The sequence below is a fragment of the Paraburkholderia sp. 40 genome, from assembly GCF_050434105.1.
In the GTDB taxonomy this organism is placed as follows: domain Bacteria; phylum Pseudomonadota; class Gammaproteobacteria; order Burkholderiales; family Burkholderiaceae; genus Paraburkholderia; species Paraburkholderia tuberum.
The window spans coordinates 1887313-1908924 of sequence record NZ_JBNPVY010000002.1 but is presented as its reverse complement, the minus strand read 5'-3'; the positions used below and the strand labels follow the sequence as shown (position 1 = coordinate 1908924).

16 protein-coding genes, 3 pseudogenes and 1 other annotated feature are annotated in these 21612 nt (G+C 63.9%); of the genes and pseudogenes, 16 read left to right on the top strand and 3 right to left on the bottom strand.

Annotated elements, in window-relative coordinates:
• Window positions 1–47 precede the first annotated feature (47 nt).
• Complete coding sequence (locus OKW28_RS10075; RefSeq protein WP_429445180.1) at window positions 48–620, bottom strand: tyrosine-type recombinase/integrase; 573 nt, start codon at window positions 618–620, stop codon at window positions 48–50.
• Between the two features lie 141 nt (window positions 621–761).
• The gene (locus tag OKW28_RS10070; RefSeq protein WP_429445177.1) at window positions 762–6350 is read right to left on the bottom strand and encodes a trifunctional serine/threonine-protein kinase/ATP-binding protein/sensor histidine kinase; all 5589 of its coding nucleotides are present in this window, start codon (window positions 6348–6350) and stop codon (window positions 762–764) included.
• A gap of 327 nt (window positions 6351–6677) precedes the next feature.
• Between OKW28_RS10070 and OKW28_RS10065 the strand changes: the two are divergent.
• A pseudogene (locus tag OKW28_RS10065) lies at window positions 6678–7859 on the top strand (porin).
• Between the two features lie 84 nt (window positions 7860–7943).
• Window positions 7944–8081 (bottom strand) — a sequence feature (23S ribosomal RNA rRNA prediction is too short).
• A gap of 235 nt (window positions 8082–8316) precedes the next feature.
• Window positions 8317–8643, top strand: a pseudogene (locus OKW28_RS10060) (ATP-dependent helicase); the annotation flags it as partial.
• Between the two features lie 203 nt (window positions 8644–8846).
• Here OKW28_RS10060 and OKW28_RS10055 read toward each other — a convergent pair.
• Window positions 8847–9707, bottom strand: a complete 861-nt coding sequence (locus tag OKW28_RS10055) for a transposase (RefSeq protein ID WP_429445175.1) — start codon at window positions 9705–9707, stop codon at window positions 8847–8849.
• A 246-nt stretch (window positions 9708–9953) separates the two neighbouring features.
• On the opposite strand from OKW28_RS10055, the gene OKW28_RS10050 reads away from it, so the two are divergent.
• From OKW28_RS10050 to OKW28_RS09985, 14 genes and pseudogenes are all read left to right on the top strand, one after another.
• Window positions 9954–10766, top strand: a complete 813-nt coding sequence (locus tag OKW28_RS10050) for a GntR family transcriptional regulator (RefSeq protein WP_429445173.1) — start codon at window positions 9954–9956, stop codon at window positions 10764–10766.
• 98 nt (window positions 10767–10864) lie between these two features.
• On the top strand, window positions 10865–11131 hold the full coding sequence (locus tag OKW28_RS10045) for a hypothetical protein (RefSeq protein WP_429445171.1): 267 nt from the start codon (window positions 10865–10867) through the stop codon (window positions 11129–11131).
• A complete protein-coding gene (locus tag OKW28_RS10040) occupies window positions 11128–11898 on the top strand; it encodes a cupin domain-containing protein (protein WP_429445169.1) in 771 nt (256 codons plus the stop codon). The genes OKW28_RS10045 and OKW28_RS10040 overlap by 4 nt, the downstream gene beginning before the upstream one ends.
• Window positions 11895–12443 (top strand): 2,4'-dihydroxyacetophenone dioxygenase family protein, encoded by a 549-nt coding sequence (locus tag OKW28_RS10035; protein WP_184040377.1) that lies wholly within the window; start codon window positions 11895–11897, stop codon window positions 12441–12443. The genes OKW28_RS10040 and OKW28_RS10035 overlap by 4 nt, the downstream gene beginning before the upstream one ends.
• Before the next feature lie 23 nt (window positions 12444–12466).
• Window positions 12467–13714 carry a CaiB/BaiF CoA transferase family protein gene (locus tag OKW28_RS10030; protein ID WP_429445167.1) on the top strand — a complete coding sequence of 416 codons (1248 nt, stop codon included), beginning with the start codon at window positions 12467–12469 and terminating at the stop codon, window positions 13712–13714.
• A complete protein-coding gene (locus tag OKW28_RS10025) occupies window positions 13711–14475 on the top strand; it encodes an enoyl-CoA hydratase-related protein (RefSeq protein WP_429445165.1) in 765 nt (254 codons plus the stop codon). The genes OKW28_RS10030 and OKW28_RS10025 overlap by 4 nt, the downstream gene beginning before the upstream one ends.
• The gene (locus OKW28_RS10020) at window positions 14460–16268 is read left to right on the top strand and encodes an acyclic terpene utilization AtuA family protein (RefSeq protein WP_429445163.1); all 1809 of its coding nucleotides are present in this window, start codon (window positions 14460–14462) and stop codon (window positions 16266–16268) included. Before OKW28_RS10025 ends, OKW28_RS10020 begins: the two co-directional genes overlap by 16 nt.
• On the top strand, window positions 16265–17425 hold the full coding sequence (locus tag OKW28_RS10015) for an acyl-CoA dehydrogenase family protein (protein WP_429445161.1): 1161 nt from the start codon (window positions 16265–16267) through the stop codon (window positions 17423–17425). The genes OKW28_RS10020 and OKW28_RS10015 overlap by 4 nt, the downstream gene beginning before the upstream one ends.
• Before the next feature lie 140 nt (window positions 17426–17565).
• Window positions 17566–18477 carry an SDR family NAD(P)-dependent oxidoreductase gene (locus OKW28_RS10010; protein WP_429445159.1) on the top strand — a complete coding sequence of 304 codons (912 nt, stop codon included), beginning with the start codon at window positions 17566–17568 and terminating at the stop codon, window positions 18475–18477.
• Window positions 18478–18552: 75 nt separating this feature from the next.
• Window positions 18553–19047, top strand: coding sequence for a YbhB/YbcL family Raf kinase inhibitor-like protein (locus tag OKW28_RS10005; RefSeq protein ID WP_429445157.1), 495 nt, complete (start codon window positions 18553–18555; stop codon window positions 19045–19047).
• 202 nt (window positions 19048–19249) lie between these two features.
• Complete coding sequence (locus OKW28_RS10000; RefSeq protein WP_429445155.1) at window positions 19250–20383, top strand: porin; 1134 nt, start codon at window positions 19250–19252, stop codon at window positions 20381–20383.
• A 29-nt stretch (window positions 20384–20412) separates the two neighbouring features.
• Complete coding sequence (locus OKW28_RS09995) at window positions 20413–20793, top strand: BON domain-containing protein (RefSeq protein WP_429445153.1); 381 nt, start codon at window positions 20413–20415, stop codon at window positions 20791–20793.
• Between the two features lie 72 nt (window positions 20794–20865).
• Window positions 20866–21027: pseudogene (locus tag OKW28_RS09990) on the top strand (IS6 family transposase); the annotation flags it as partial.
• Between the two features lie 49 nt (window positions 21028–21076).
• The gene (locus tag OKW28_RS09985) at window positions 21077–21250 is read left to right on the top strand and encodes a hypothetical protein (RefSeq protein WP_429445150.1); all 174 of its coding nucleotides are present in this window, start codon (window positions 21077–21079) and stop codon (window positions 21248–21250) included.
• The last annotated feature ends 362 nt before the right edge of the window (window positions 21251–21612 follow it).

The window sequence follows — 21612 nt, the reverse complement described above, 5'->3', positions numbered from 1 at the left end:
GGCCAACTGATGACGTCATGTCAGTCTCGTGCGCCACGGGACATAGTTCAGCGCCGGACATAGTCAAGCTTGGTATGGCCGAGGAGCAACTGAACGGCGCGGAGGTTCTTCGTGCGGCGATAAATCAATGACGCTTTCGTTCGGCGCATCGTGTGGGTGCCGTACGCGGTGTCATCCAGCCCGATTGATGCGATCCACCGATGCGCCACGCGCGAATACTGACGCGTCGAGATGTGCGGTGATTCGCGGAGCCGGCTCGGGAACAGGAAGTCAGTCGACGCCAGCGCTGCCGACTTGATCCACGCCTCGACGCTGTTCCGGGTCTGCTCGGTAACCTCGATTTGAACCGGCCGTTGAGTTTTTTGCTGCATGATCGTTGCCCGGCTCGCGACGTGCTGCCCATGGCAAACGTCACAAACCCGCAGCCTCGTCAGATCGCATGCGCGCAGTTTGCTGTCGATTGCAAGATTGAACATCGCGAGGTCGCGAACGCTTGCCGAAAGCTGAAGGCGGATACGGATCGCCCAGATTTCCTTGAGCTTCAGCGGAGGCTTCTGGCCTGTGAGCTTGCCTTTGTTCCAAGGTATCCTGGCGGCCGCCGCATCGTCTGTGGCTTTCATGACTATCTCCTTTCAAGTGAATGGAGAGCTAGTCTGCACCGGCCGACATCGGGCGCTGTCCGACCCATTTCTGTCCATCGCACAAAGTGCGCGTCCGTCTGGAACTGTCGCGACACCGGACAGTGATGGCGAGGATCATTGTCAGCTTGATTCGATTGCGCCGGCGGAGGCGCTGCGGGTGAGGGCAAGGGCGGGCACGGTAAACTGGAATCTCGCGCCACGGGGCACGTTCGCGGCGACCCACAGCCGGCCCCCATGCGCTTCCATAATGGACCGGCAGATCGACAGCCCCATGCCCATTCCGCTAGCCTTCGTCGTATAGAACGGCTCGAAGACGCGCTCGGCGTCCTCGGCCGCCACGCCCGGCCCCGAATCGCACACGGAAATGAGGACGTCACCCGAATCGTCCCTGCCGCTGCTGATGGTCAATTCGCGTGCCCTGTCGTCAACCGCGCTCATCGCTTCGATGGCGTTGAGCACCAGATTCAGCGTCACCTGCTGGAGCTGGATGCGGTCCCCTTCCACCAGCGGCAAGTTGTCGGCCAGTTGCGTTCGCAGCGACACGCTGTTCTTTTCGGCCTCGGCTCGAGTCAAGGCAATGACCTCGGCAATCGCCTCGCCAATCTGCAACTGCTGCTTACTCGGCGGAGCGTTCTTGACGAGGCCGCGAATCCAGTTGGCGACCTCGCTTGCGCGCTTCGCGTCTTTGACGATCCGATCAAACGCCCGCCGGGCTTGCTCCCAATCCGGCGGCTGAGCGCTTAGCCAGAGCAGCCCCGCCTGCGCGCTCATGGCATTCGCGGCAACCGGCTGCTTGATTTCGTGAGCGATGGATGCGACCAGTTGCCCCATGGTTGCTACCCGGTTCGCATGCTCGAGCGCCGTCTGCGCCTCACGGTAGCGGCGCTCGACCTCGCGCATCTCGGCCTCCACCCGCTTGCGCTCGGTCAGATCGAGGACGAACCCAACGCCTTGCCTCCCGCCCTCGAAGGCGGCCGCGCCCACCATCACGGGTACGCGGGTGCCGTCCTTGCGCAGGTACTCCTTCTCGTAAGCTTTGAACGTTCCAGTCCTCAGCAGCTCGTCGTGCGCCTGTGCCGTGCGCGCGCGCCATTCCGGCGGCGTGAGGGTCGAACGCCGTACGCGGCCGGACAGGAAGTCGTCGCGGTCGTATCCCACCATCCTCAGAAACGCGTCGTTCACTTCATAGAGGACTGCGTCGGCGTCTTCAGGCGTTTCGCCTTCAAGCCGCCACATGAAGATCCCGATGATGTTGGCGTCGACGAGTCGCCGGATCTTTGCCTCCCGCTCCGCCAGATCCCGGTATAAGCGGGCGTTCTCGAGCGTCATCGCGGCCTGCGACGCCAGCAGCTTCAACACCGCGATGCGGGCCGGCGCGAACGCACCCGGCGTCAGATTGTTCTCGAGATAGAGCGCGCCGATGACTTCACCGTGGTTGATGAGCGGCAGGCAGAGGACGGAGCGGACCTGTTGTTGGCAAATGTACGGATCGGCGCGAAACGGATCCTGGTTCACGGCGTCGTCGAGCGTCAGGCTTTCGCGGGTGCGCATGACGTAGTGCAGCACGGATTCGGGAAGCATCGCCCTTGTCACACGCTCGTCGCACACCTGCACGAAGAGCGAGCCGCCCTCGACTGCCGTTGCAGCCTTGATGCGCGGTTCGCCCCCGCTCGCGAGGACCAGCAGCCCCCGCTCGCCGCCCGCCTGCTCGATCGCAGTACGCATGAGCGTGTCGAGCAGCTTGTCCAGCACGATCTCACCCGAGACTGACTGCGAGACCTTGAGCACGGTGGCGAGATCCAGTTGCTCGACCGGCGCCCCAATCGTCCCGACCGCGCCGGTTGTGGGCTGTTCCCGGTTGATGACCGGGTACCTCTGGTCGAGTTGCCGCACCTTGCCGTCCGCTCCCCAGCAGAGATAGCCGTAGCGGGCGTTCCGTAGATAAAGGTCAGCGATCTGATCGAAGCCGCGCGCCCGGTAGAACCCGGAAGCGAGTTCATTGGCGAGCGCCTCATGGTGGACGAAACCATTGTCGTGCGCCGAGCGGATGGCCTGCTCGTAAAGGCGCATCGCCTCCGCATCGTGGCCTTCAATGCGGGCAATCTCGGCACCGACCAGCGCCGCACGATTCTCAAAGTTTTCGGGACAAGTCTCTGCTCGTAATTCAAGCTGTCTTTTGTGAGCGGCGATTACTTCGAGGTACGCCTGCCGCTCGTCGCCGGAAACGGTGTCCCAGCGGGCGGCCAACGACAGCGCGCTGAAGAAATGATATTCAGCTTCTTCGAGATAAGACGCTAATGTCCATAAAAGACGTTGGGCCCTCGACGAGGCATCGACGGCCGCCGCATAGTCGCCTGCAAAGAAGCGCGCCTGCAATTTCCGGATCCAGTACAAGCACTGGGCAACCGCCACGTCGGGATTCTCCATGAAGTGACGCTCGATTTGCGTCTCATCAAGCTGTTCATCATCAAAATGACCGAAGGAAGCCGTCTGGTCTCGCAGCGTTCGTACCAACCCGAGCTGAGCGGTACTGACGTCGACGGAGAATCCGAAATGTACTTTTTGCGCGAACGTCCGGCTGGCTTCGGCTTGCTGCTGCACGTCGGCGAGCGGATCCCCCGCGGCGAGCATGTTGGAAGTCATATGGCCGTGGCAGTACGTCTCGCAAATGAGGTCGCCGACCGTCTTTGCAGCCTCGAAGCCGCGGCGCAACAGTTCCCGGCCCGCCCGGACATGTCTGGCCATGGGCAAAATGACATTTCCGAAATGCATGTAGGTCCTTGCCCGGAAACGCTCGAACCCGCATTGTTCGACAAGGTCGTAACCCAGCTGGCCGAATTGATATCCGACCTTGTAGTGGCCAAAACGCGCTCCGGCCAGCATGCCGAGCCGGACGTAGGCGGAGGCCGATCCGTCGCAATTGCCGCGCTCGAGGCTCAGGTTGACTGCCCAGGAGTTGACCAGACACCACAGGTTGGCGTCCGTGAACAATGCCGCGGCCCCGATTTTTGTTAAGACGTCCATTGTCGCCAGCGATTCCGGGTCGGTCATCACCGGCAGCTCAATGAGGTCGTCAATCTTGCGGTCCCCAAGCTGGGACCAGATCCGTTGATATTCGTCTAGCGCAATTTCTTCCGGGGGATGCAGCGACCAGTCGATCCCCAGATGCCCAAGGTAGTCGAGCGCTACTGCAATGGCGCGGCTGGCCTGATCAAGCCTCATGTATAGGTCGACGCGCAAGCACGTCACATTCGCGCGTTCGAGCACATTTGCAGCGCGGCGTGAAAGCTCGTTCAGCCGCTCCTCCGCAGCCGTCAAGGCGCCCGTCAGAAACTCGCATTCGGCGAGGAGCAGCTGAATACCGAAGGTCAGCTCATGACGGCGCTCCCAGTCAGCCTCCACGAGCAGCGCTGCACCGGCATTGAGATAGCTGAGTGCCGAGGCGTAGGCTGTGGAAGCCTTCGCGCGCTTACCTGCCAGCAGATTCATTTCGGCGAGCGCTTCGCGCTCCTCGGGTGAACTGATCAATGTCGCGCCGCAGTTGAGTTGATTGACGATGTCGAAGACGGCCTCCTCGCGCTTGTCGGGCGGCGTGTGGGCCGCCAGCAGCCTGCCGATGCGCAGGTGCGCCGCGCCGCGCCGTTCACGCGGAATCAACGAATAGGCGGCCTCCTGAACGCGATCGTGGACGAACCGGTAGGCGCCCGGGAGGCGCTCGAGGAATTCCTGACGGACGGCCGGCCACAATGCCGTGCAAACCTGCTCCTCGGAGGCTTCCAGGACGACCGTTAGTGTCGCGAGTTCGGCGGCGTTGCCGAGACATGCCAGCTGCTGCACGGCGACCTTCGTTGCTGCCGGCAGGCGATCGAGCTTTGCCACCATAAGGTCTGCGACGTTATCGGTGTAACCCTTGGCGCGAATACGATCGAGATCCCAGCACCACCGCGCGGCCTCATGCTCAAAGCTGAGCATGCCCTCATCGGCAAGCGAAGTCATGAACTGAATCGCGAAAAACGGATTGCCGGCAGTCTTCTCGTGCAGCAGTTGAGCGAGCGGCGCCGCGCGCGCGGGATCGCAGCGCAGCGCGTCCGCCAGCAACTGCAAAAGATGCTCGCGGGCGAGCGGCGCCAGTGTGATCTCCGCGACCCGTCCGCCGGCGGTCTGGATGGCAGCGAGCTTGCGCTTAAGCGGATTGGCGACCGTGACTTCGTTGTCGCGGTAGGCGCCGATCAGCATCAGGTACTGCACATCCGACCGGGTCAATAGATCCTCGATGAGATCGAGCGTCGCCGCGTCGACCCATTGCAGATCGTCGAGGAAGAGCGCCAGGGGATGTTCGGGCCGGGCGAAAACACCGAGAAAGCGGCGGAAAACCAGCTGGAAACGGCCTTGTGCCTGCTTCTGTTCGAGCGGCGGCACAGGCGGCTGCTCGCCGACGATCAGTTCGAGCTCGGGGACCAGATCGACCATCAGTTGGCCGTTGGGGCCTAGCGCTTCAAGCAAGGCGTCGCGCCAACCGTTTAGTTCGGCCTCGCTCTTGCTCAGCAGGGCTCGAACCAGGCCGCGAAAAGCCTGCGCGAGGCTCGAATATGGAATGTCACGCTTGGATTGGTCGAACTTGCCTGCGGCGAAAAGCCCGCGCGGCGGTACGAGCACCTTGTGCAGTTCATGGACGACCGCGGACTTGCCGATGCCGGAGTAGCCGGATACCAGCACCAGTTCGGGCGCTCCGCCATGGACGATGCGTTCGAAGGCCGCGAGCAACGTCTCGACCTCGCGCTCTCGCCCGTACAGCTTCTCGGGGATCAGCAGCCGGTCCGGGATGTCGCGTTCGCCGAGCGGAAATGGGTCGATCCGGCGCACCGTTTGCCATTGACGCAGGCAGCGCCGCAGATCGTGTTCGACGCCGCCCGCGGTTTGGTAACGCTCCTCGGCCGTCTTGGCGAGCAGCTTCATGACGATTTGGGACAGTGGCGCTGGCACCGTCTCCAACCGCTCGCAGGGCGGCACCGGCTTTCGCGCGATATGGCAGTGCACCCACTCCAGCGCGCCGTCCGCCGTGAAGGGCAGAACGCCCGTGAGCAACTGGTAAAACGTAGCGCCGAGCGCGTACAGATCGCTGCGGGCGTCGACGGAACGGTTCATGCGCCCGGTCTGCTCCGGGGCCATATAAGCGAGGGTGCCGGCGATGGTCTCGGGCGGCTCAGGCGCCTGCCGCTCGCGAGGCAGGCGTGAGGCGATGCCGAAGCCGGTGAGCCTAACCTCCGTGTTTGCGCGGTTCACCAGAATATTGGCCGGCTTGATGTCCTTGTGAATGAGGCCGCGCTGATGGACACTGCCCAAGGCCGAGGCGATGCCGACAGCGAGGCGCAGGAAACCTTCGGTCTCTATCGGTAGGCCGAGCAGTTGCTCGAGCGGCTCGCCGCCTGGATCCTCCAGCAGTAGCAGGGGCCGAACGCCTGTGCGCACGAGCTGTAGCGGCCGCACTGCCCACGCGCTGTCCAGCTCGTCCTTTAGGCCATATTCGTGGGCGAGGCGATCGAAAATGGCGGGCTTGGGGTGCTCGTCGGCGGGCAGCACTCCCAGCACTGCGCTCTCATTGCCGTCGGCGTCCTGACGCCGTATGCGGTACAAGGCAAGTTCGCCGTCCTCCAGCAAGACCTCGACCCTCTCGTCCCCAAGCGGTCCGAACCGAAAAACCGGGTTCAACTGGTGCCTCCCCATTAAGCGGGTCGCAGCTGGCGCGGGAAGCGCGGGACGCATTACCTGCCAGGCAGACCGTAAATGCAAGTCTGCCACACGCAACAGGCCAATGGCGCTTTCGCTGGAGCAGCCGTTCCGGCCGCGAACAAAGATCAGGCCTGGCGAACTTCATGAAGGCCCGAGCGAAAAAGGTTTACCTGTCCCGACACTGCAAATAAACAACACTCCGTAACTAATATCTGTGCCTCAATGAAATGACACGCTACGCTCGCTTCACGGTCTTATTGTTCGAACGTTGAAAAACTTTCCCAGTCAGCTTACCAATTACTGTGGATTGCTAATGAAAAAATACTCATTTCCAGCGCCACTGGCGCGCTTTTCGCTGCCGCGGCGGCGTTGGCATTCGCACAAAGCTCGGTCACGCTGTACGGCATCGTCGATGAAGCAATCCGGTATCAGACGAATGCTGGCCCGGGTGGCAACGACCAGGTCGCCATGACGTCCGGCCCGGAAACCCACAGCCGCTGGGGCTTGAGGGGCAGTGAGGATCTGGGGGACGGCTGGTCCGCAGTCTTCCGTCTGGAAAACGGCTTCGAAGCCTTTAATGGGCAACTACACGTCCCTGGCACACTGTTCAGTCGGCAAGCTTTCGTGGGTCTGTCGAACAAAACGTGGGGCTCGCTGACCTTTGGCAGGCAATATGCGCCGGCCTACGACACCCTGGGCGATATCTTCGACCCGCTGACCGTTGGGAACTATTGGCAAAACAGCTGGATGTATAACGGCATCGGCCCTTACCTCGAAGTCAACAACTCGGTCAAGTACAAGGGCAGCTTCGATGGCCTGGATGTCAATGCCCTCTAAGGCTTTGGCAACCAGCCGGGCGCGGTCGGTCTCGGCGCCACCTATGCCGTGGAACTGACGTACACGTACGGCCCTGCCATGCTCAACGCAGGCTTCCACCAGGTCTCCGTTCCGACATCTGCGACTGGCTCTTCGGTTGGCACCAGTGTCGGCAGCTCAATCAATGGCGCCAAGACCAACTTCCTGCACATCAGCGGCGCGTTTCAGGTCACCCACGACATCCGCCTCCTGGCCGGCTGGCTGCGGGGGCAGGATCAGACTGGTTTGACTGACAGCAACATGCAGCAATCTGGCGCGCCGACACTGAAGGGTGGCAGCCCCAACCGTATCGACGACACCTATTACGTCGGTGCGAACTGGCACGCCATGCCTGCGCTGCTGTTCACGTTCGCCTACTACTACGGGCAGACGCGCAATGCTGAACTGCTCGACGGCACGCTCGGCAGGGGGGTGAACCAATCGGCTACCGTTCTCGCCGAATACTCGTTCACGAAGCGCACGGAAGTCTACGGGATCACGGACTTCGCGCGCGGCACAGGCGCCTTCTCCGCCGACTACCCGGGCGGGGTCAACGGCCAGGGCGTTCCGACCAACACCATTGGCCGGACCAATCAGGTGGGCGTGGCAATCGGACTTCGCACGATGTTCTAAAGACGCGTTCATACCCTCCGACGCGGACCCCGCGTCGGGTGCACGGGCCAGCGCAACAGCGTCGGCCCGCGCGCCCTTTCTCGATGAGGCGAGTTTCCCGCTTCGATGCTTTCAGCGGTTATCTCTTGCGAACCTGGCTACCCGACGATGCCACTGGCGTGACAGCCCGTATGCTAGAGGTTTGTCCACTCCGTTCGTCTTGTACTAGCCGTGTGGCGCTCCGACGGTCCGATGTCGAGTGAACCAGCCGTTGGAATGACGGCCTCGTGTGTCGCGCGAACGACAACTATTGGGCCGGCCTCTGCCTGACGGCGATCGGCACAGCCCAACCGGGCTCCGTGCCGTCGACGGCTAGATGGCCGAATCCTGGTCGCGACCGTCCCTTGCGGAGCCTTACAGCTTGCCCATACGCGAATTTCCGGCACACTACGCGCATCCTCGCTCAGCCTCACATGCCATGCCCCATTCGTTTAAGCCTACCGCCGAACAGCACGCCGTCGTAGATGGGGTTCTTGGCGGCGGCGACCTGAAGGTCAAGGCGTATGCCGGCGCGGGCAAGACTTCGACGCTACGGCTGGTTGCCGATCATCTCGCCGGTAACCGCGGCAGCTATCTCGCCTTCAACAAGGAAATCGCCGGGCACGCTCGCCGCGGCTTTCCGCCGAATGTCAGCGCGCGCACGGTGCATTCGCTCGCGTATGCATCCGTTGCTCCCGCCTTGACCGCGCGCTTGAATCTCCCGGCCGAGCCACCGCACGAATTGGCTGCCCGCTATGGCCTCGGACTCAACTGGTTGCGCGTTTCCGTCCATTGCGAACGGAAGAGCTACGATGACCGTTGGTAATCGTGCGAAGCCAGGAACATCGTTGTGAAAAACGACTGGCATCTCGATATCGGAGATTGCATTATGATCAGGAATGCGAATGCAACAGGCGTGAGCAATCACGGCGCGTGCCGCAGTCAGTGAAGTGCGAGCCCCGCGCTGGTTCAGCAGTAGTGGCGCAGGTTAATCATCGTATAGGCAAGCGTCTTGAACGCGTAGTGAACGTCACTGATGCGTTCAAAGCGCAGCAGCAGACGGCGGAACTTGTCCTCCCAGGCGAAGACCCGTTCAATGGTCCTGAAGCGCTCCTCGAAGATGGCCGGATCGTAGCGCTGCTTGCGGCCCCGCTTCGGTATTTTGCTTCCGCGCGGATTCTCGGGGATGTTAGGGGTCGTGCCGCGATTGAAGATCGCCTTGCGGTTGGCCCTGCAGTCGTAAATGCCATCCAGGCTGACGATTGAACCGTGCAGGTCCGCGCCAATGGCGCGGGCCATGGCGGTGAGGCTTGGCAGCGCGTCGCGCAACAGCGGTGATTCGTTGCGGTTACCGGGAGCGCTGATGAATGGAGCAATGACGTTGCAGTTGCGATCGCACAAGGCCACCACCTTGTCGCCCTTCAGATGCTTGTGCCCGCTATACCCTAGATTGTCGCCGCCTTTCTTCGCCGCCGTCGTGGTGCCGTCGTCGTGGATGACCGAAAGGTCAAGCAGCTGGTCCTGATGAAGTTGCTGCACCGAGCCCGAAAAGATGGCATCGATGCAACCATCGGCCTGCCAGCGACGAAACGTGCGGTAGATGCGCGTACAGTGGATTTCAGGGTGACCTTCTGCATTCCTGTCGATCGGCAGCATCTTCCATTGGTAACCCATGTACAGCGCCTGCAGGATGTAGTTGAAGACCTTGTGCAAGGCCAGCGTGGGGGGAGGTCCGCGACGGCCCAGGCTCAGATGCGGCCAGACAAATTGCTCGAACTGCTCCAGGCGCAATCTTGTTGGAATCTCTTGCCAGTATGGGCTTCGGGTCATTCGCTGCGTCCAGAAATCTGGACTTTAGCCGATCTGGCTACTCTGACCTGAAATCCAGTCCTGACGCGGCTTGCAGACAAATTCCACGGTCGTCGAAAACCCGCAACCAGTTGTAAGGCACGAGACGGTCTCGATGAGCGAATCACCGCTTGCTGAGTAAATATGTCATGTGAATGTGCGAGAAACGCGAGCGACTGCTCGCCCATCGCTGACATATAATTCGAAAGTTGGTTAATTAGGATTTATATGATGGCGGATGAGCGACCCCTTGGGACCGAGCAGCCGGAGCTGCCAGCCGAGCGCGGCGTTGCGCAATATCACCGGCTGGCGTCCCTGCTGCGGCACCGAATTGCGAAGGGCGATTACCCGCTCGGCACGCAGCTGCCGCCGATCACGCAACTCGCGGACGACCTGGGCGTCGCCGTCATCACCGTTCGGCAAGCATACGAGCTGCTTTCCAAGGAAGGGCTGATCCGCAGCCAGCGGGGCGTCGGGACCCACGTTGCAGCGCTGCCCGCCGTCACGGGCGACCTCGAACAGGTGATCAACAACCCCTTCGCCGCACCGCAGGCGCTTGCCTTCGAGATACTCGAAGTCCGGCGCCGCACTCTTGTGCCACAAGAACTGCTCGGACCGGATGGCCGGTCGGCCGACGAATACGTCTGTGTCCGCAAGCTGCACTCCTATTCCGGCGAGCCGTTCTGCTACGCCGAAATCTATGTGCCGACGTCGGTTTTCGAATCGCTGCCCAGGGACATCGCCAGGAAGCGGAAGCTGCTCGCCGCGGTGCTCGACGAACTGGGCGCGCGCTGCAAACGCTTGCGGCAACGCGTGACCGTGATACCCGCGGATTTCCCCCTGTGCGACATGCTGAAGATTCCGTTTGCCTCGCCCGTCGCGAAGATGTCGCGGCGCCTGGTTGACGGCAAAGGCAACGTGCTGTACGCCGGTGTTACCTGGTATCGGGGAGACCGCTACGTCTCCGAGATCGACCTCCCCGCGTCCGCCCTGAAAACCGTGCCTGGGATCACCGAGCCGCAGCGGCGGGCTGTCGGGTAAGCCCGTACTTGACGCCGCTTTGCGCATGCCTAAACTACTAACATTAGGCATTTAGGTTTAAGTCCCTGAAGTTGAGTCCTGAGTGGAGCTCGATGCGCATGCGGAACCTTCTCTTCCTCCTGGCTACCCCCGTCCTTGAGCCGCAAGCGATGGCGGTGGCCCCTTATCCGGCCAAGCCCATCAAGATCATCATTCCCTTTCAGGTCGGAAGCGGACGGGACGCCAGGGCGCGCGTGCTCGACCAATCGCTGCCCGCCAGCAAGGGCAAGCCCGTCATCGTGGAAAATCATCCCAATGCCTCCGGCTTCACGGCGGCGCAGGCCGCCGCCCCGGAGCTCAAGACCGCATGGAGCCAGCCCGAATGAAGCCCGTACCTACCGTGGTCAGGGCGGCCGATCTTGCCGCCTACGCGCCGGCGAACCATACCGGCACCTCTAACGTGCGCGTGATCGGCCCCGAGACTGTCGGCGCGACGGCGCTCGAAGTGCTGGTCGGCACGATCATGAAATCGCACGGCGCGCGGCCGCACGCGCATCCCCACCTGGAGCAATGCGCCTACATGATCGAGGGAACCGGCGAGTCGGGGGCGGAGGGCATCGTGGAAGCGATGGAGCCCGGGACCTGGGCTTACGTGCCGGCCAGCGTGTTCCATTCGTTTCGCGTGACCAGCGACCAGCCCGGGCGTGTGCTGGTCGTCTATACGCCGCCTTATGGCGAGAACCCGGCGCACACGATCACGGAACCCGACGGCGCTGCCGCCGCGCCTGCTCACGGCAAGGTGCGCGTGCTTGCCGCCGGCGACGCCGCCACCGGCACGGTTCCCCTCATCGACCGCGAGACCGCTGACGCGCGCTGGGTCGACATTGCGGCGCTGCGCATGCCTGCCGGCAGCGCATCGGTCTGCGCCTCGGAGCCTGACGCCGAGCAGGTTCTCTACGTCGAAGACGGACGGATCGACGCACGTGTCGACGGGCAGGACTTCGGTCTCACCCCGGGCGACTTCCTGTTTCTTCCGCGCGGGGCCGCTGCCTCCCTGCGCTGTTTGCCGGAGCAGCCTGCGTCCGGCTTCCTTATCAAAGGGCGGCTTCCATCGACTGCCTTACACCCACTAGCAACCGGAGACAACGCATGAACGCAAGAATTCTCGCGCAGCCCACCACGTCCACCGGCGTCCCGCTGCCGCTGCCCGCCCTGCCCCAGGACAAACTTCTGACCGTCAACATCGAGCAGATCCCGCTGATCAGGGATGTCTTTCCGGGCATCCACATCAAGCCGCTGCGCCTGGACCTGGAGCGCGGCGAGTGGGTCTTCATGGCCATCCTGGAACCCGGTTGCTCGCTGCCGATTCACTACCACACCGGTACGGCGCAGGTGTGGACGATCCAGGGCTGCTGGGCGTATCGCGAATACCCCGAGCAGCGGCAGACGGCAGGCTCCTACCTGTACGAGCCCGCCGGCTCGGTGCACACCTTCTACACCCCCGAGGACAACACCGAGGACACCATCACCATCGCCTGGATCGAAGGCGCGCAAGTGAGCTTCAACGAGGACGGCACGTTCCACTCGCTCAATGACGCGGTCTCGATCCGGTACGCGATCGAGGCCCTCGCGGCAGCGCGCGACATCGGACCGGTGCCCTACATCCGCGGCAACGGCGCCGACGTGGCCGGTTCCTGACCGGAAAGAGGAGCACGGACAGAATGAACAACGACTCGAACCAGGGTGGGCCGCTGGCCGGCCTGCGCATCATCGACATCACCGAAGTCGTCATGGGACCTTCGGCCACGCAGATGCTGGCCGACCTGGGGGCCGACGTGATCAAGGTGGAGCCGCCCGGCGGCGACATGCTGCGCGCCGTCGGACCCGGCGGGCGCTCGGGCGCCGGCCCGCTGTTCCTCAACCTGAACCGCAACAAGCGCAGCGTTATGCTGGACCTGAAGCGCCCTGCCGGCAAGGAAGCGCTGCTGAAGCTGGCGCAGACGGCCGACGCGCTGGTCTACAACGTGCGGCCGCAGGCGATGCAGCGCCTCGGGCTGGATTACGAGGCGCTGCGGCTGGTGAACCCGCGCATCGTCTACGTCGGCACCTTCGGCTTCAGCCAGCGCGGCCGCTATGCGGACTCGCGCGCCTTCGACGACCTGATCCAGGCGGCCGTCGCGATCCCCGAGGCCAGCGTGCGGGCCGGTTCCGACGTGCCGCGCTATGCCCCGCTCAACCTCTCGGACCGGGCCACGGGCCTGTACGCGTTCGGCGTGATCTGCGCGGCCCTGCTAGCGCGCGAGCGCACGGGTTGCGGGCAGGCGGTGGACGTGCCGATGTTCGAGACCACCGCGCAGATGATGCTGGGCGATCATCTGTACGGCCACACGTTCATCCCGCCGCGCGGCGGCTTCGGCTATCCGCGGCTGCTCAACCCGCAGCGGCGGCCGTACGCCACGCAGGACGGCCTGGTGTGCCTCGTCGTCTACACCGACGAACAGTGGCAGGCCTTCATGCGCGTGGTCGGCGAGGCCGAGCGGTTCAACAGCGACCCGCGGTTTGCCGACGGCGAATCGCGCACCCAGCATGTCGAGGCGCTGTACGAGATCCTCGCCGACAAGCTGAAAGCGCAGACCACGCAGCAATGGCGCGAGCTGCTGGAGCCGCTCGGCATCCCGGTGTTGCCGGTGCACACCTTCGAGTCGCTGATGGACGATCCGCACCTGCAGGACATCGGGTTTTTCCAGCAGTTCGAGCATCCCACCGAAGGCATGCTGCGAACCATGGCGGTGCCCAGCGAATGGCCGCAAACCTCGCTGCCGCCGCTGCGCCCGCCGCCGCTGCTGGGTGAGCACAGCGCGCAAGTGCTGGCCGAGGCCGGCTACTCGCCGCAGCAGATCCGCGAGATGGCGCAGGAGGGCGTGACGCAAGTGGCGGCGTGCAGCGAGTCAACGGGAGTCGAAGCATGAGCGAGGTCGTGCACGGCAGCCGGCAGGACGGGCGGCTGATTCTCACCATCGACCGTCCGGAGCGCCGGAATGCGCTCAACGCGGAAGTGATCGGCACCTTGCAGAAAGCGCTGGATCGCGCCCGGTCTGACGAGACGATTCGCGCGGTGGTGCTCACCGGTGCGGGCGACGAGGCGTTCTGCGCCGGCGCCGACCTGGGCGGGGATGCCTTCGCGTTCGACTACGCCACGCCGACCAGCGCCTATGCCGACCTGCTGCGCACGGCCCGCACGCTGAACGTGCCGCTCGTCGCGCGGGTCAACGGCGCCTGCATGGCCGGCGGCATGGGCCTGCTCGCGATGTGCGATCTCGCCATCACGGCCCGGCACGCGAGCTTCGGCCTGCCCGAGGTGAAGGTGGGCGTGTTCCCGATGCAGGTGCTCGCCGTGCTGCAGGCCCAGTTGCCGCTGCGCTGCCTGGCGCAGCTGTGCCTGACGGGCGAGCCCATCGACGCGGCGCGGGCACGCGAGATCGGTCTGGTGAACGAGGTGGCTGACGACCTCGACGCTGCGCTCGAGCGCCTGCTGTCGCGGCTGCTCGCCAACTCACCTACCGCGCTGCGGCGCGGCATGTATGCGATGAAGGCGATGCGCTCGATGTCCTTCGAAGAGGCGATCGCCTTCGGCGAAGGGCAGATCGGCCTGCTGGCCCTGACCCAGGACGCGCGCGAGGGCCTGGCCGCATTCAAGGAAAAAAGGAAACCGCAATGGACGGGCAACTGACATCCGCGACGCCGGGCAAGGTCGTGCGCATCGGCGGCGCCTCGGGCTTCTGGGGCGACAGCAGCCTCGGGCCGCTGCAGCTGGTGCGCTGCGGCGCCATCGATTACCTCGTGTTCGACTATCTCGCCGAGCTCACCATGTCGATCCTCGCGGGCGCGCGCATGAAGCGGCCGGAGGAAGGCTACGCCATCGACTTCGTCACGGTGGCGCTGCGCTCGGTGCTGAAGCAAGCCGTCGAGCAGGGCATCCGCATCGTCAGCAACGCCGGCGGCGTGAATCCGAGGGGCTGCGCCGCGGCGGTGCGGGCTCTGGCCGACGAACTCGGCGTACCGGTGCGGGTCGCGACCGTCGAAGGGGACGACGTGCTCCCGCTTGCCGCCGCGATGCGAGCGGCCGGCACGGTCGAAATGACCAGCGGCGAGCCTATGCCGGAGCGCCTGGTGACGGCCAATGCCTATCTCGGCGCACTGCCCATCGCGCGGGCCCTGGCCGCGGGCGCCGACATCGTCATCACCGGCCGCTGCGTCGACAGTGCGGTCACCCTCGGCGTGCTGATGCACGAGTTCGGCTGGGCGGCCGACGACTTCCACCGGCTCGCCGCCGGCAGCCTGGCCGGCCACATCATCGAATGCGGCTGCCAGGCGACAGGCGGCCTGCACACCGACTGGGCCAGCGTGCCGGACTGGGCGAACATCGGCTATCCGATCGTCGAGTGCCGCGAAGACGGCAGCTTTGTGGTCACCAAGCCCGCAGACACCGGCGGCCTCGTCACGCCCGCAACCGTCGGGGAGCAACTGCTGTACGAGATAGGCGATCCGGCCAACTATCTGCTGCCGGACGTGACCTGCGACTTCCGCCAGGTGCGCATGGAGCAGGCCGGGCCGCATCGCGTGCTCGTGACCGGCGCGCGCGGCCGCCCGCCAACCGGCACCTACAAGGTCAGCGCCACCGCGCCGGCGGGCTTCAAGGTGTCCGGGCAGCTCACCATCGTCGGGATCGACGCCGCAGCGAAGGCCAAGCGCACGGGCGAAGCGCTGCTCGAGCGCGGCCGTCGGCTGCTGCACGAGAGCGGGTTCGCGGATTTCCTGGCCACCCATATCGAGCTGCTCGGCACGGAATCAGCCTACGGGCCGCATGCTCGCCCCTTGCCGACGCGCGAAGTTGTGTTGCGCCTGACGGTGAGGCATGCCGACCGGCGCGCACTGGAGATGTTCAGCCGCGAGTTAGCCGCACCCGGCACGTCCTGGTCGCCCGGCACGACCGGTGCCGGTGGCCGTCCCTCGGTGTCGCCGGTGCTGCGGCAGTTCGCCTGGCTCATTCCGAAGGCGCAGGTGACGCCGACGGTCACGCTCGGCGAGACGACATTCGCCGTGACGTTGCCGCCACCGCAAGCGCAGGCCGCGCCCGGACCGCTGGCGCCCATCGAGGGTGCGCTGCCCGCGGGCCCACGCCAGACCGTGCCGCTCGTGAGAATCGCGCTCGGACGCAGCGGCGACAAGGGCGACACCTCCAACATCGGCCTCATCGCGCGGCATCCAGCCCTGCTGCCGGTGCTGCAAGACCAGGTGACGCCAGAACGCGTCGCGGAGTACCTCCGCCATCTGGTGCAGGGGCCGGTCCACCGTTACGAGCTGCCCGGCATCCATGCCATCAACCTCGTCTGCGAACGGGCGCTGGGCGGCGGCGGCATGGCGTCGCTGCGCAACGACCCGCTCGGCAAGGGCATGGCGCAGATGCTGCTCGACATGCCGGTCGACGTCCCCGCAGACCTGCTGCAGGAGCGCCCCGCATGAATTTCGACTTCTCCGACGACCAGCTTGCAATCCGCGACGCCGTCGAGGCCCGCTGCGCCGACTTCGGCGCCGATTACTGGCTCGAGCGGGACCGCGATGGACGCTGGCCCAGCGAGTTCTGTGACGCCGTCGCTCGCGGCGGGTGGTTCGGCGTGACCATGCCCAAGGAACACGGCGGCGCCGGCCTCGGCATCTCCGCGGCTGCGATGGTGATGCGCACGATCGGCAAGCTCGGCTCGGCGGCGGTGTCGTCGGTACATCTGAACCTGTTCGGCCCGCAGCCGGTGGTCGTGTTCGGCAGCGAGGCGCAAAAGCGGCGCATGCTGCCGCCGTTGATCGACGGTTCGGATCGCGCCTGCTTCGGCGTGACCGAGCCCAGCGTCGGTTCCGACACCACACGCGTCAGAACCTTCGCCCGCCGCGCGGGCGACCGCTACATCGTCCACGGCCAGAAGGTCTGGACCTCGACCGCGCAGCACGCCAACAAGATCCTGCTGGTGGCCCGCACGACGGCGATCGAGGCATGCGCGCGGCCGATGGACGGCGTCACGCTGTTCTACACCGACCTCGACCGTTCGCATGTCCGCATTAGCGAGATCGACAAGATGGCGCGCAAGGCAGTGGACTCGAACGAACTGTTCATCGACGGGCTGGAGATTCCCGTCGAGGATCGCATCGGCGACGAAGGCCAAGGCTTCAGGTACCTGCTGCACGGCCTGAATCCGGAGCGCATCCTCGTCGCGGCTGCCGCGCTCGGCGCCGCTGAGACCGCGCTGGCGCGGGCAACCGACTACGCCAGGGAACGCGTCGTGTTCGGCCGGCCGATCGGCAAGAACCAGGCGATCCAGCATCCGCTGGCGGAATGCTGGATGCGCCTGCAATCGGCCGAACTGCTGATGTGGAAGGCGGCGGCACTCTACGAAGCCGGCAAGCCCTGCGGTGTCGAGGCTACGGCGGCCAAGTACCTGGCGGCGGAGGCCAGTTTCGAGACGTCGTTGCGTGCGGTGCGCACGCACGGCGGCTACGGCTACGCGACCGAGTACCACGTCGAGCGGGGCCTGCGCGAAAGCGTGCTGTCGCTGCTCGCACCGGTGACACAGGAGCTCGCGTTGTGCTACGTCGCCGAGCAGGCGCTCGGGCTGCCGAAGTCGTACTGACCCGCGCAGCGCGAGACAAACCGCATCCAGGGCGTGGCAACGGCACGTCCGACGACACCAACCAGATCAATCAGCAACGGTCGATAAACCCGGGCCTGGAGACTGCGAAATGAGGATGAACGTTGCGGGAGGACAGTTTCATGAAGAGGTTTGAGGGTAAGGTCGTAATCGTCGTCGGCGCCGCCGGTCAAGACAACATGGGGCAGTGCATTGCCCGACGCTTCGCCGGCGAAGGCGCCAGCGTGATTGTGGCTGGACGACGCGCGGAGCCGTTGGATCACCTGGCAAGCGAAATCGGAGGCGCCAGCCGGCTTTGCGATTTCACGCGCAAGGAAGACGTCGGAGCCCTCGTTGCCTTCGCGCACGAGCGCTACGGCCACGTCGATGTCGGCATCAACGCCACGGGCTGGGGACTTCTCCGGCCGTTCGAAGAGACGAGTGAGGATGAACTGCAGGCGATGATGGATCTCCAGTTCAAGGGGCCCTTCCAGTTCATGCAGGTGCTCGTGAAAGCGATGAGGCAAAATCCGACGCCGGGGGGCTCGATCATCATGATCTCGCCCGCGACCGCGACGATCATGCTTGAGAACCACGCCGCCTATCTGGGCACCAAGGCTGGCACCGACCACGTCGTGCGCTGTGTGGCCAACGACTTTGGCCATCTCGGAATTCGCGCCAATTCGATCTCTCCTGGCGTCACTCGCACGCCGATGTCGGGTGACGCCCTGGACATCCCGAAATATTGGGGCCTTCGAGGCCGGCTATCCGCTCCGACGTATTGGCACTGTGGACGACGTCGCCGAAGCGGCTTTGTGGTTGGCAAGCGACGTGTGCTTCATGACGGGACAGAACCTGCAGGTCAATGGCGGCCTGACGCTGCGCCGCAATCCGACAGTGACGGAAATGGGCGCCGCCTATGCCCGGGTTATCGCGGACCTGTCCGCATAACGGAATCAATGGGGCAGACACGATTGAATATTCGTCCGCCGCCGAACGTGTCGTGCGTGGGGAGGCCGTGGCGCAGCTGGAGGATGCCGCGCCATGACAAATAAGTGCATCGGTTCCGGGGCGCATCCAGGCGATGCAGCTTTCCTGGTTATCAAATCAAGTAAATCAAAGGAAATGACGTGAGCATCTTCACAGTGATATCGCCTGAATTCAAGGATCAGGAACGGCTGCAACTGGTGCATGAGTTCGATGGCTTCGACGGGACCGGCCAGAACCGTTCGCCCGCGCTGCAATGGCACGGCGCGCCGGCAGGCACGAGGAGCTTCGCCCTGACGCTGTACGACCCGGACGCACCCACCGGCAGCGGCTTCTGGCACTGGATCCTGTTCGATATCGATTCGTCCGTCACCCAGCTCGCCGCAGGCATAGGCTCACCCGACGCCACTGACCTGGGCGCCAGCGGCACTCAGGTCACCAACGACTACGGCGCCACCGGCTACGGCGGTCCCTGTCCGCCCAAGGGCTTGCCGGCGCACCGCTATATCTTCACCGTGCACGCGCTGGGTGTGCGCAAGCTGGAGCCGCCGGCCAACGCGCCCAACGCGGTGGTGCGATTCGTGATCTACCAGAACACGCTCGCTACGGCCACCCTGACCGGCCTCTACAACCGGTGAGGGTGCGCCTTGCTGTCACTGTTTGAACCGCTCGCCAGCAGCCCCAGGGCCATCTGCCCGAATCGAGGAACACGATCTAAGCATGGGGACTGCTTCCTGCCCCACTCGATGCCGGTAGAATCGCCCGGCCCAGTTTCATTCCAGCACTAGCCGTACGCCTGCCGGAAGTGTCCTGCGATTGCAAAACAATTAGGAGACCGAGATGAAATCGAAGTGGAGTGGCGCTGCAGCGCTTGTCGTGTTCGCGAGCGCAGCACACGCGCAATCGTCGGTGACGCTGTACGGCATACTCGATACCGGGTTCCTGTATCAGAGCGCGAACGCGAGCAACTTTCAGTCGAAGGTGAATCTCGGGCATGTCTACGAGCTCAAGGACGGCGGCATCTATGCGAGCCTCTGGGGCTTGAAGGGCACCGAGGACATCGGCGGCGGCTACAAGGTCAACTTCAAGCTGCAGGGGTCGTTCGACACACCCACCGGGAGGGCCGGATTGGCCGACACACCGACCGCCACCGCGATGTTCAACCAGCAGACGACGGTGGGCGTGTCGAGTCCGTACGGCACGCTCGACCTGGGCCGGCAGATCCTGCCGATGATCTATGCGATGGCGGACACCGACGTACGGAACGCCCAATACTTCGGCAGCATCCTGACCGCATGGCTCGGCCTGAACCAGGCCGCGGGCTGGCCGGGCACCAGCACGAACGGCTCCATCGGCGCGCTGTATGACGACAATGCGATCGTCTACCAGTCGCCGAAATTCTACGGCGCATCGCTTGCGCTCGAGTACGCGCCGGGCGGCGTCGCCGGGAAGTTTCAAGGCGGCACGCGCGAGTCGGCCGTGCTCAAGTATTCGAACTACGGCCTCAACGTGGCGGGGGTGTACTACAACGGACACGATGCCAACCCGTTTGCGCCCAACGGTGCCGTGACCCCGGCGACAGGCCTGAACAACAACCGGTTCTGGTACGTTGGCGCGCAATACACGTTTTACAATGTTTCCGTGTCGACGTCGTACGGCATGGGCAAGAATCCGGCGAAAAGCAGTCAAGACAGCTTCGAGATGATCTCCGCTGGCCTCGGCTACCAGTTCACCCCATTCTTCAAGGTCACGTCGGGCTTCTATTACCTGAGGGACCGGAATTTTTCGTCCAACCAGTCGAATCTGTTCGCGGTGGGCGCCGAATATAACCTGTCCAAGACCACCCTCGCCTACGCACAGGTCGGGTACGTCAACAACCGGGGCAACATGAGCCAGACGATCGTATACGCTGCGCCGGTTCCGGAAGGAACGTCGAGCACCGCAGCAATGATCGGCATCCGTCACGCTTTCTGACCCGTGAACCACGACAATCGGAGCATCGAATGAGCACAACCAACATGGCACTCAGGATGGCCGGTGGCATATTGCTCGCGCTGGCATCGGTTCACGTCTCGGCGCAGTCAGGCGCAGCGAGCGCGGCGTCGAATGGCGCCGCGACGGCGGCGTCGGCCGCACCGGCGGCCAAATCGGACCGGGCGGCCAGTCGCGCACTGCGCCGCAAGGTCTATTCGGCCATCGTGAAGCACAAGGAGATCAACGCCGGGAACATCAGTGTCGTCGCGAAGGGCGGTGCAGTCACCCTCTACGGGACGGTCGTCGACCCATCGCAGATCGACAAGGTGGCCGAAATCACCAAGGGCGTCCCGGGCGTCATCTCCGTGACCACCAAGCTGACGGTCGAGAAACCGTTCGGCGGCCAGTAAGCTATGGCGGTTCTGTTGCAGTAAGGCCGGTCCGCTATGATGTGCGGAACGACATGAACGACTGAAAGCTCGATGAAGACGATGAATCCGGTGGTGGCCCGAGTGCTCAAACGCCTGCATTATCCGCTGGACGTGATTCTGACTTGCGTGCGCTGGTACGTGGCCTATCCGCTGAGCCTACGGCACCTTGAAGACATGTTGGCTGAGCGCGGCGTTTGGGTCGATCAACTCACGCCTCGCTCGCTCGACGCTTGACCGCTTGCACGTAGGGGAGTGCGATCGCATGGTCGACGTCAACATTAAGGGCGAGTTGTACGGCATCGTCGCTGCGTTGGAGTTGACGATGGTGGCTAATAAAGCACACGTCATCAACGTCTTGTCGGCGACCGGACATAAGTTCGGTCCATGCATTGGACCGACATACAAGAAGGTCCGCCAGACTCCGGCTATGACTTGATGTCGTTGTGTGGATCGCGCAAAAACAAAATGCGGCTAGGCCCAGACTCTGCGGGGTTTTCCGCCGTTTCTGGCGGAGAGGGAGTGATCGAACAGCGCTGCGCTCTGCGGAGTGATAAACCTATAGGAGCCAAATCGATGTTTCGATCTGAGCAGCGATCCACCACCTTGCAGTGTCCTCATAGAGATTCCGTCAGGCTGTTATCGATAGGCCGTACTAGTATCCAACGCGCATTCCTGGTTTTCCTAAGCGAATGAACTGCTGCTCCGCCGCCCTACAGTTGGACCGCTGGCAGCCCCCGAGCCGTCAGAAATGGGACTGCGTTACCAGTAAACAGGTTGTCGCGAACACAGTTCTCGCAT

Coding starts and splice junctions, on each gene's coding strand:
- OKW28_RS10045 (WP_429445171.1), top strand. CDS start 10,865: ATGCGGAACCTTCTCTTCCTCCTGGCTACCCCCGTCCTTGAGCCGCAA.
- OKW28_RS10075 (WP_429445180.1), bottom strand. CDS start 620: ATGAAAGCCACAGACGATGCGGCGGCCGCCAGGATACCTTGGAACAAA.
- OKW28_RS10000 (WP_429445155.1), top strand. CDS start 19,250: ATGAAATCGAAGTGGAGTGGCGCTGCAGCGCTTGTCGTGTTCGCGAGC.
- OKW28_RS09985 (WP_429445150.1), top strand. CDS start 21,077: ATGGTCGACGTCAACATTAAGGGCGAGTTGTACGGCATCGTCGCTGCG.
- OKW28_RS10020 (WP_429445163.1), top strand. CDS start 14,460: ATGGACGGGCAACTGACATCCGCGACGCCGGGCAAGGTCGTGCGCATC.
- OKW28_RS10040 (WP_429445169.1), top strand. CDS start 11,128: ATGAAGCCCGTACCTACCGTGGTCAGGGCGGCCGATCTTGCCGCCTAC.
- OKW28_RS10035 (WP_184040377.1), top strand. CDS start 11,895: ATGAACGCAAGAATTCTCGCGCAGCCCACCACGTCCACCGGCGTCCCG.
- OKW28_RS10055 (WP_429445175.1), bottom strand. CDS start 9,707: ATGACCCGAAGCCCATACTGGCAAGAGATTCCAACAAGATTGCGCCTG.
- OKW28_RS10050 (WP_429445173.1), top strand. CDS start 9,954: ATGATGGCGGATGAGCGACCCCTTGGGACCGAGCAGCCGGAGCTGCCA.
- OKW28_RS10030 (WP_429445167.1), top strand. CDS start 12,467: ATGAACAACGACTCGAACCAGGGTGGGCCGCTGGCCGGCCTGCGCATC.
- OKW28_RS09995 (WP_429445153.1), top strand. CDS start 20,413: ATGAGCACAACCAACATGGCACTCAGGATGGCCGGTGGCATATTGCTC.
- OKW28_RS10015 (WP_429445161.1), top strand. CDS start 16,265: ATGAATTTCGACTTCTCCGACGACCAGCTTGCAATCCGCGACGCCGTC.
- OKW28_RS10010 (WP_429445159.1), top strand. CDS start 17,566: ATGAAGAGGTTTGAGGGTAAGGTCGTAATCGTCGTCGGCGCCGCCGGT.
- OKW28_RS10025 (WP_429445165.1), top strand. CDS start 13,711: ATGAGCGAGGTCGTGCACGGCAGCCGGCAGGACGGGCGGCTGATTCTC.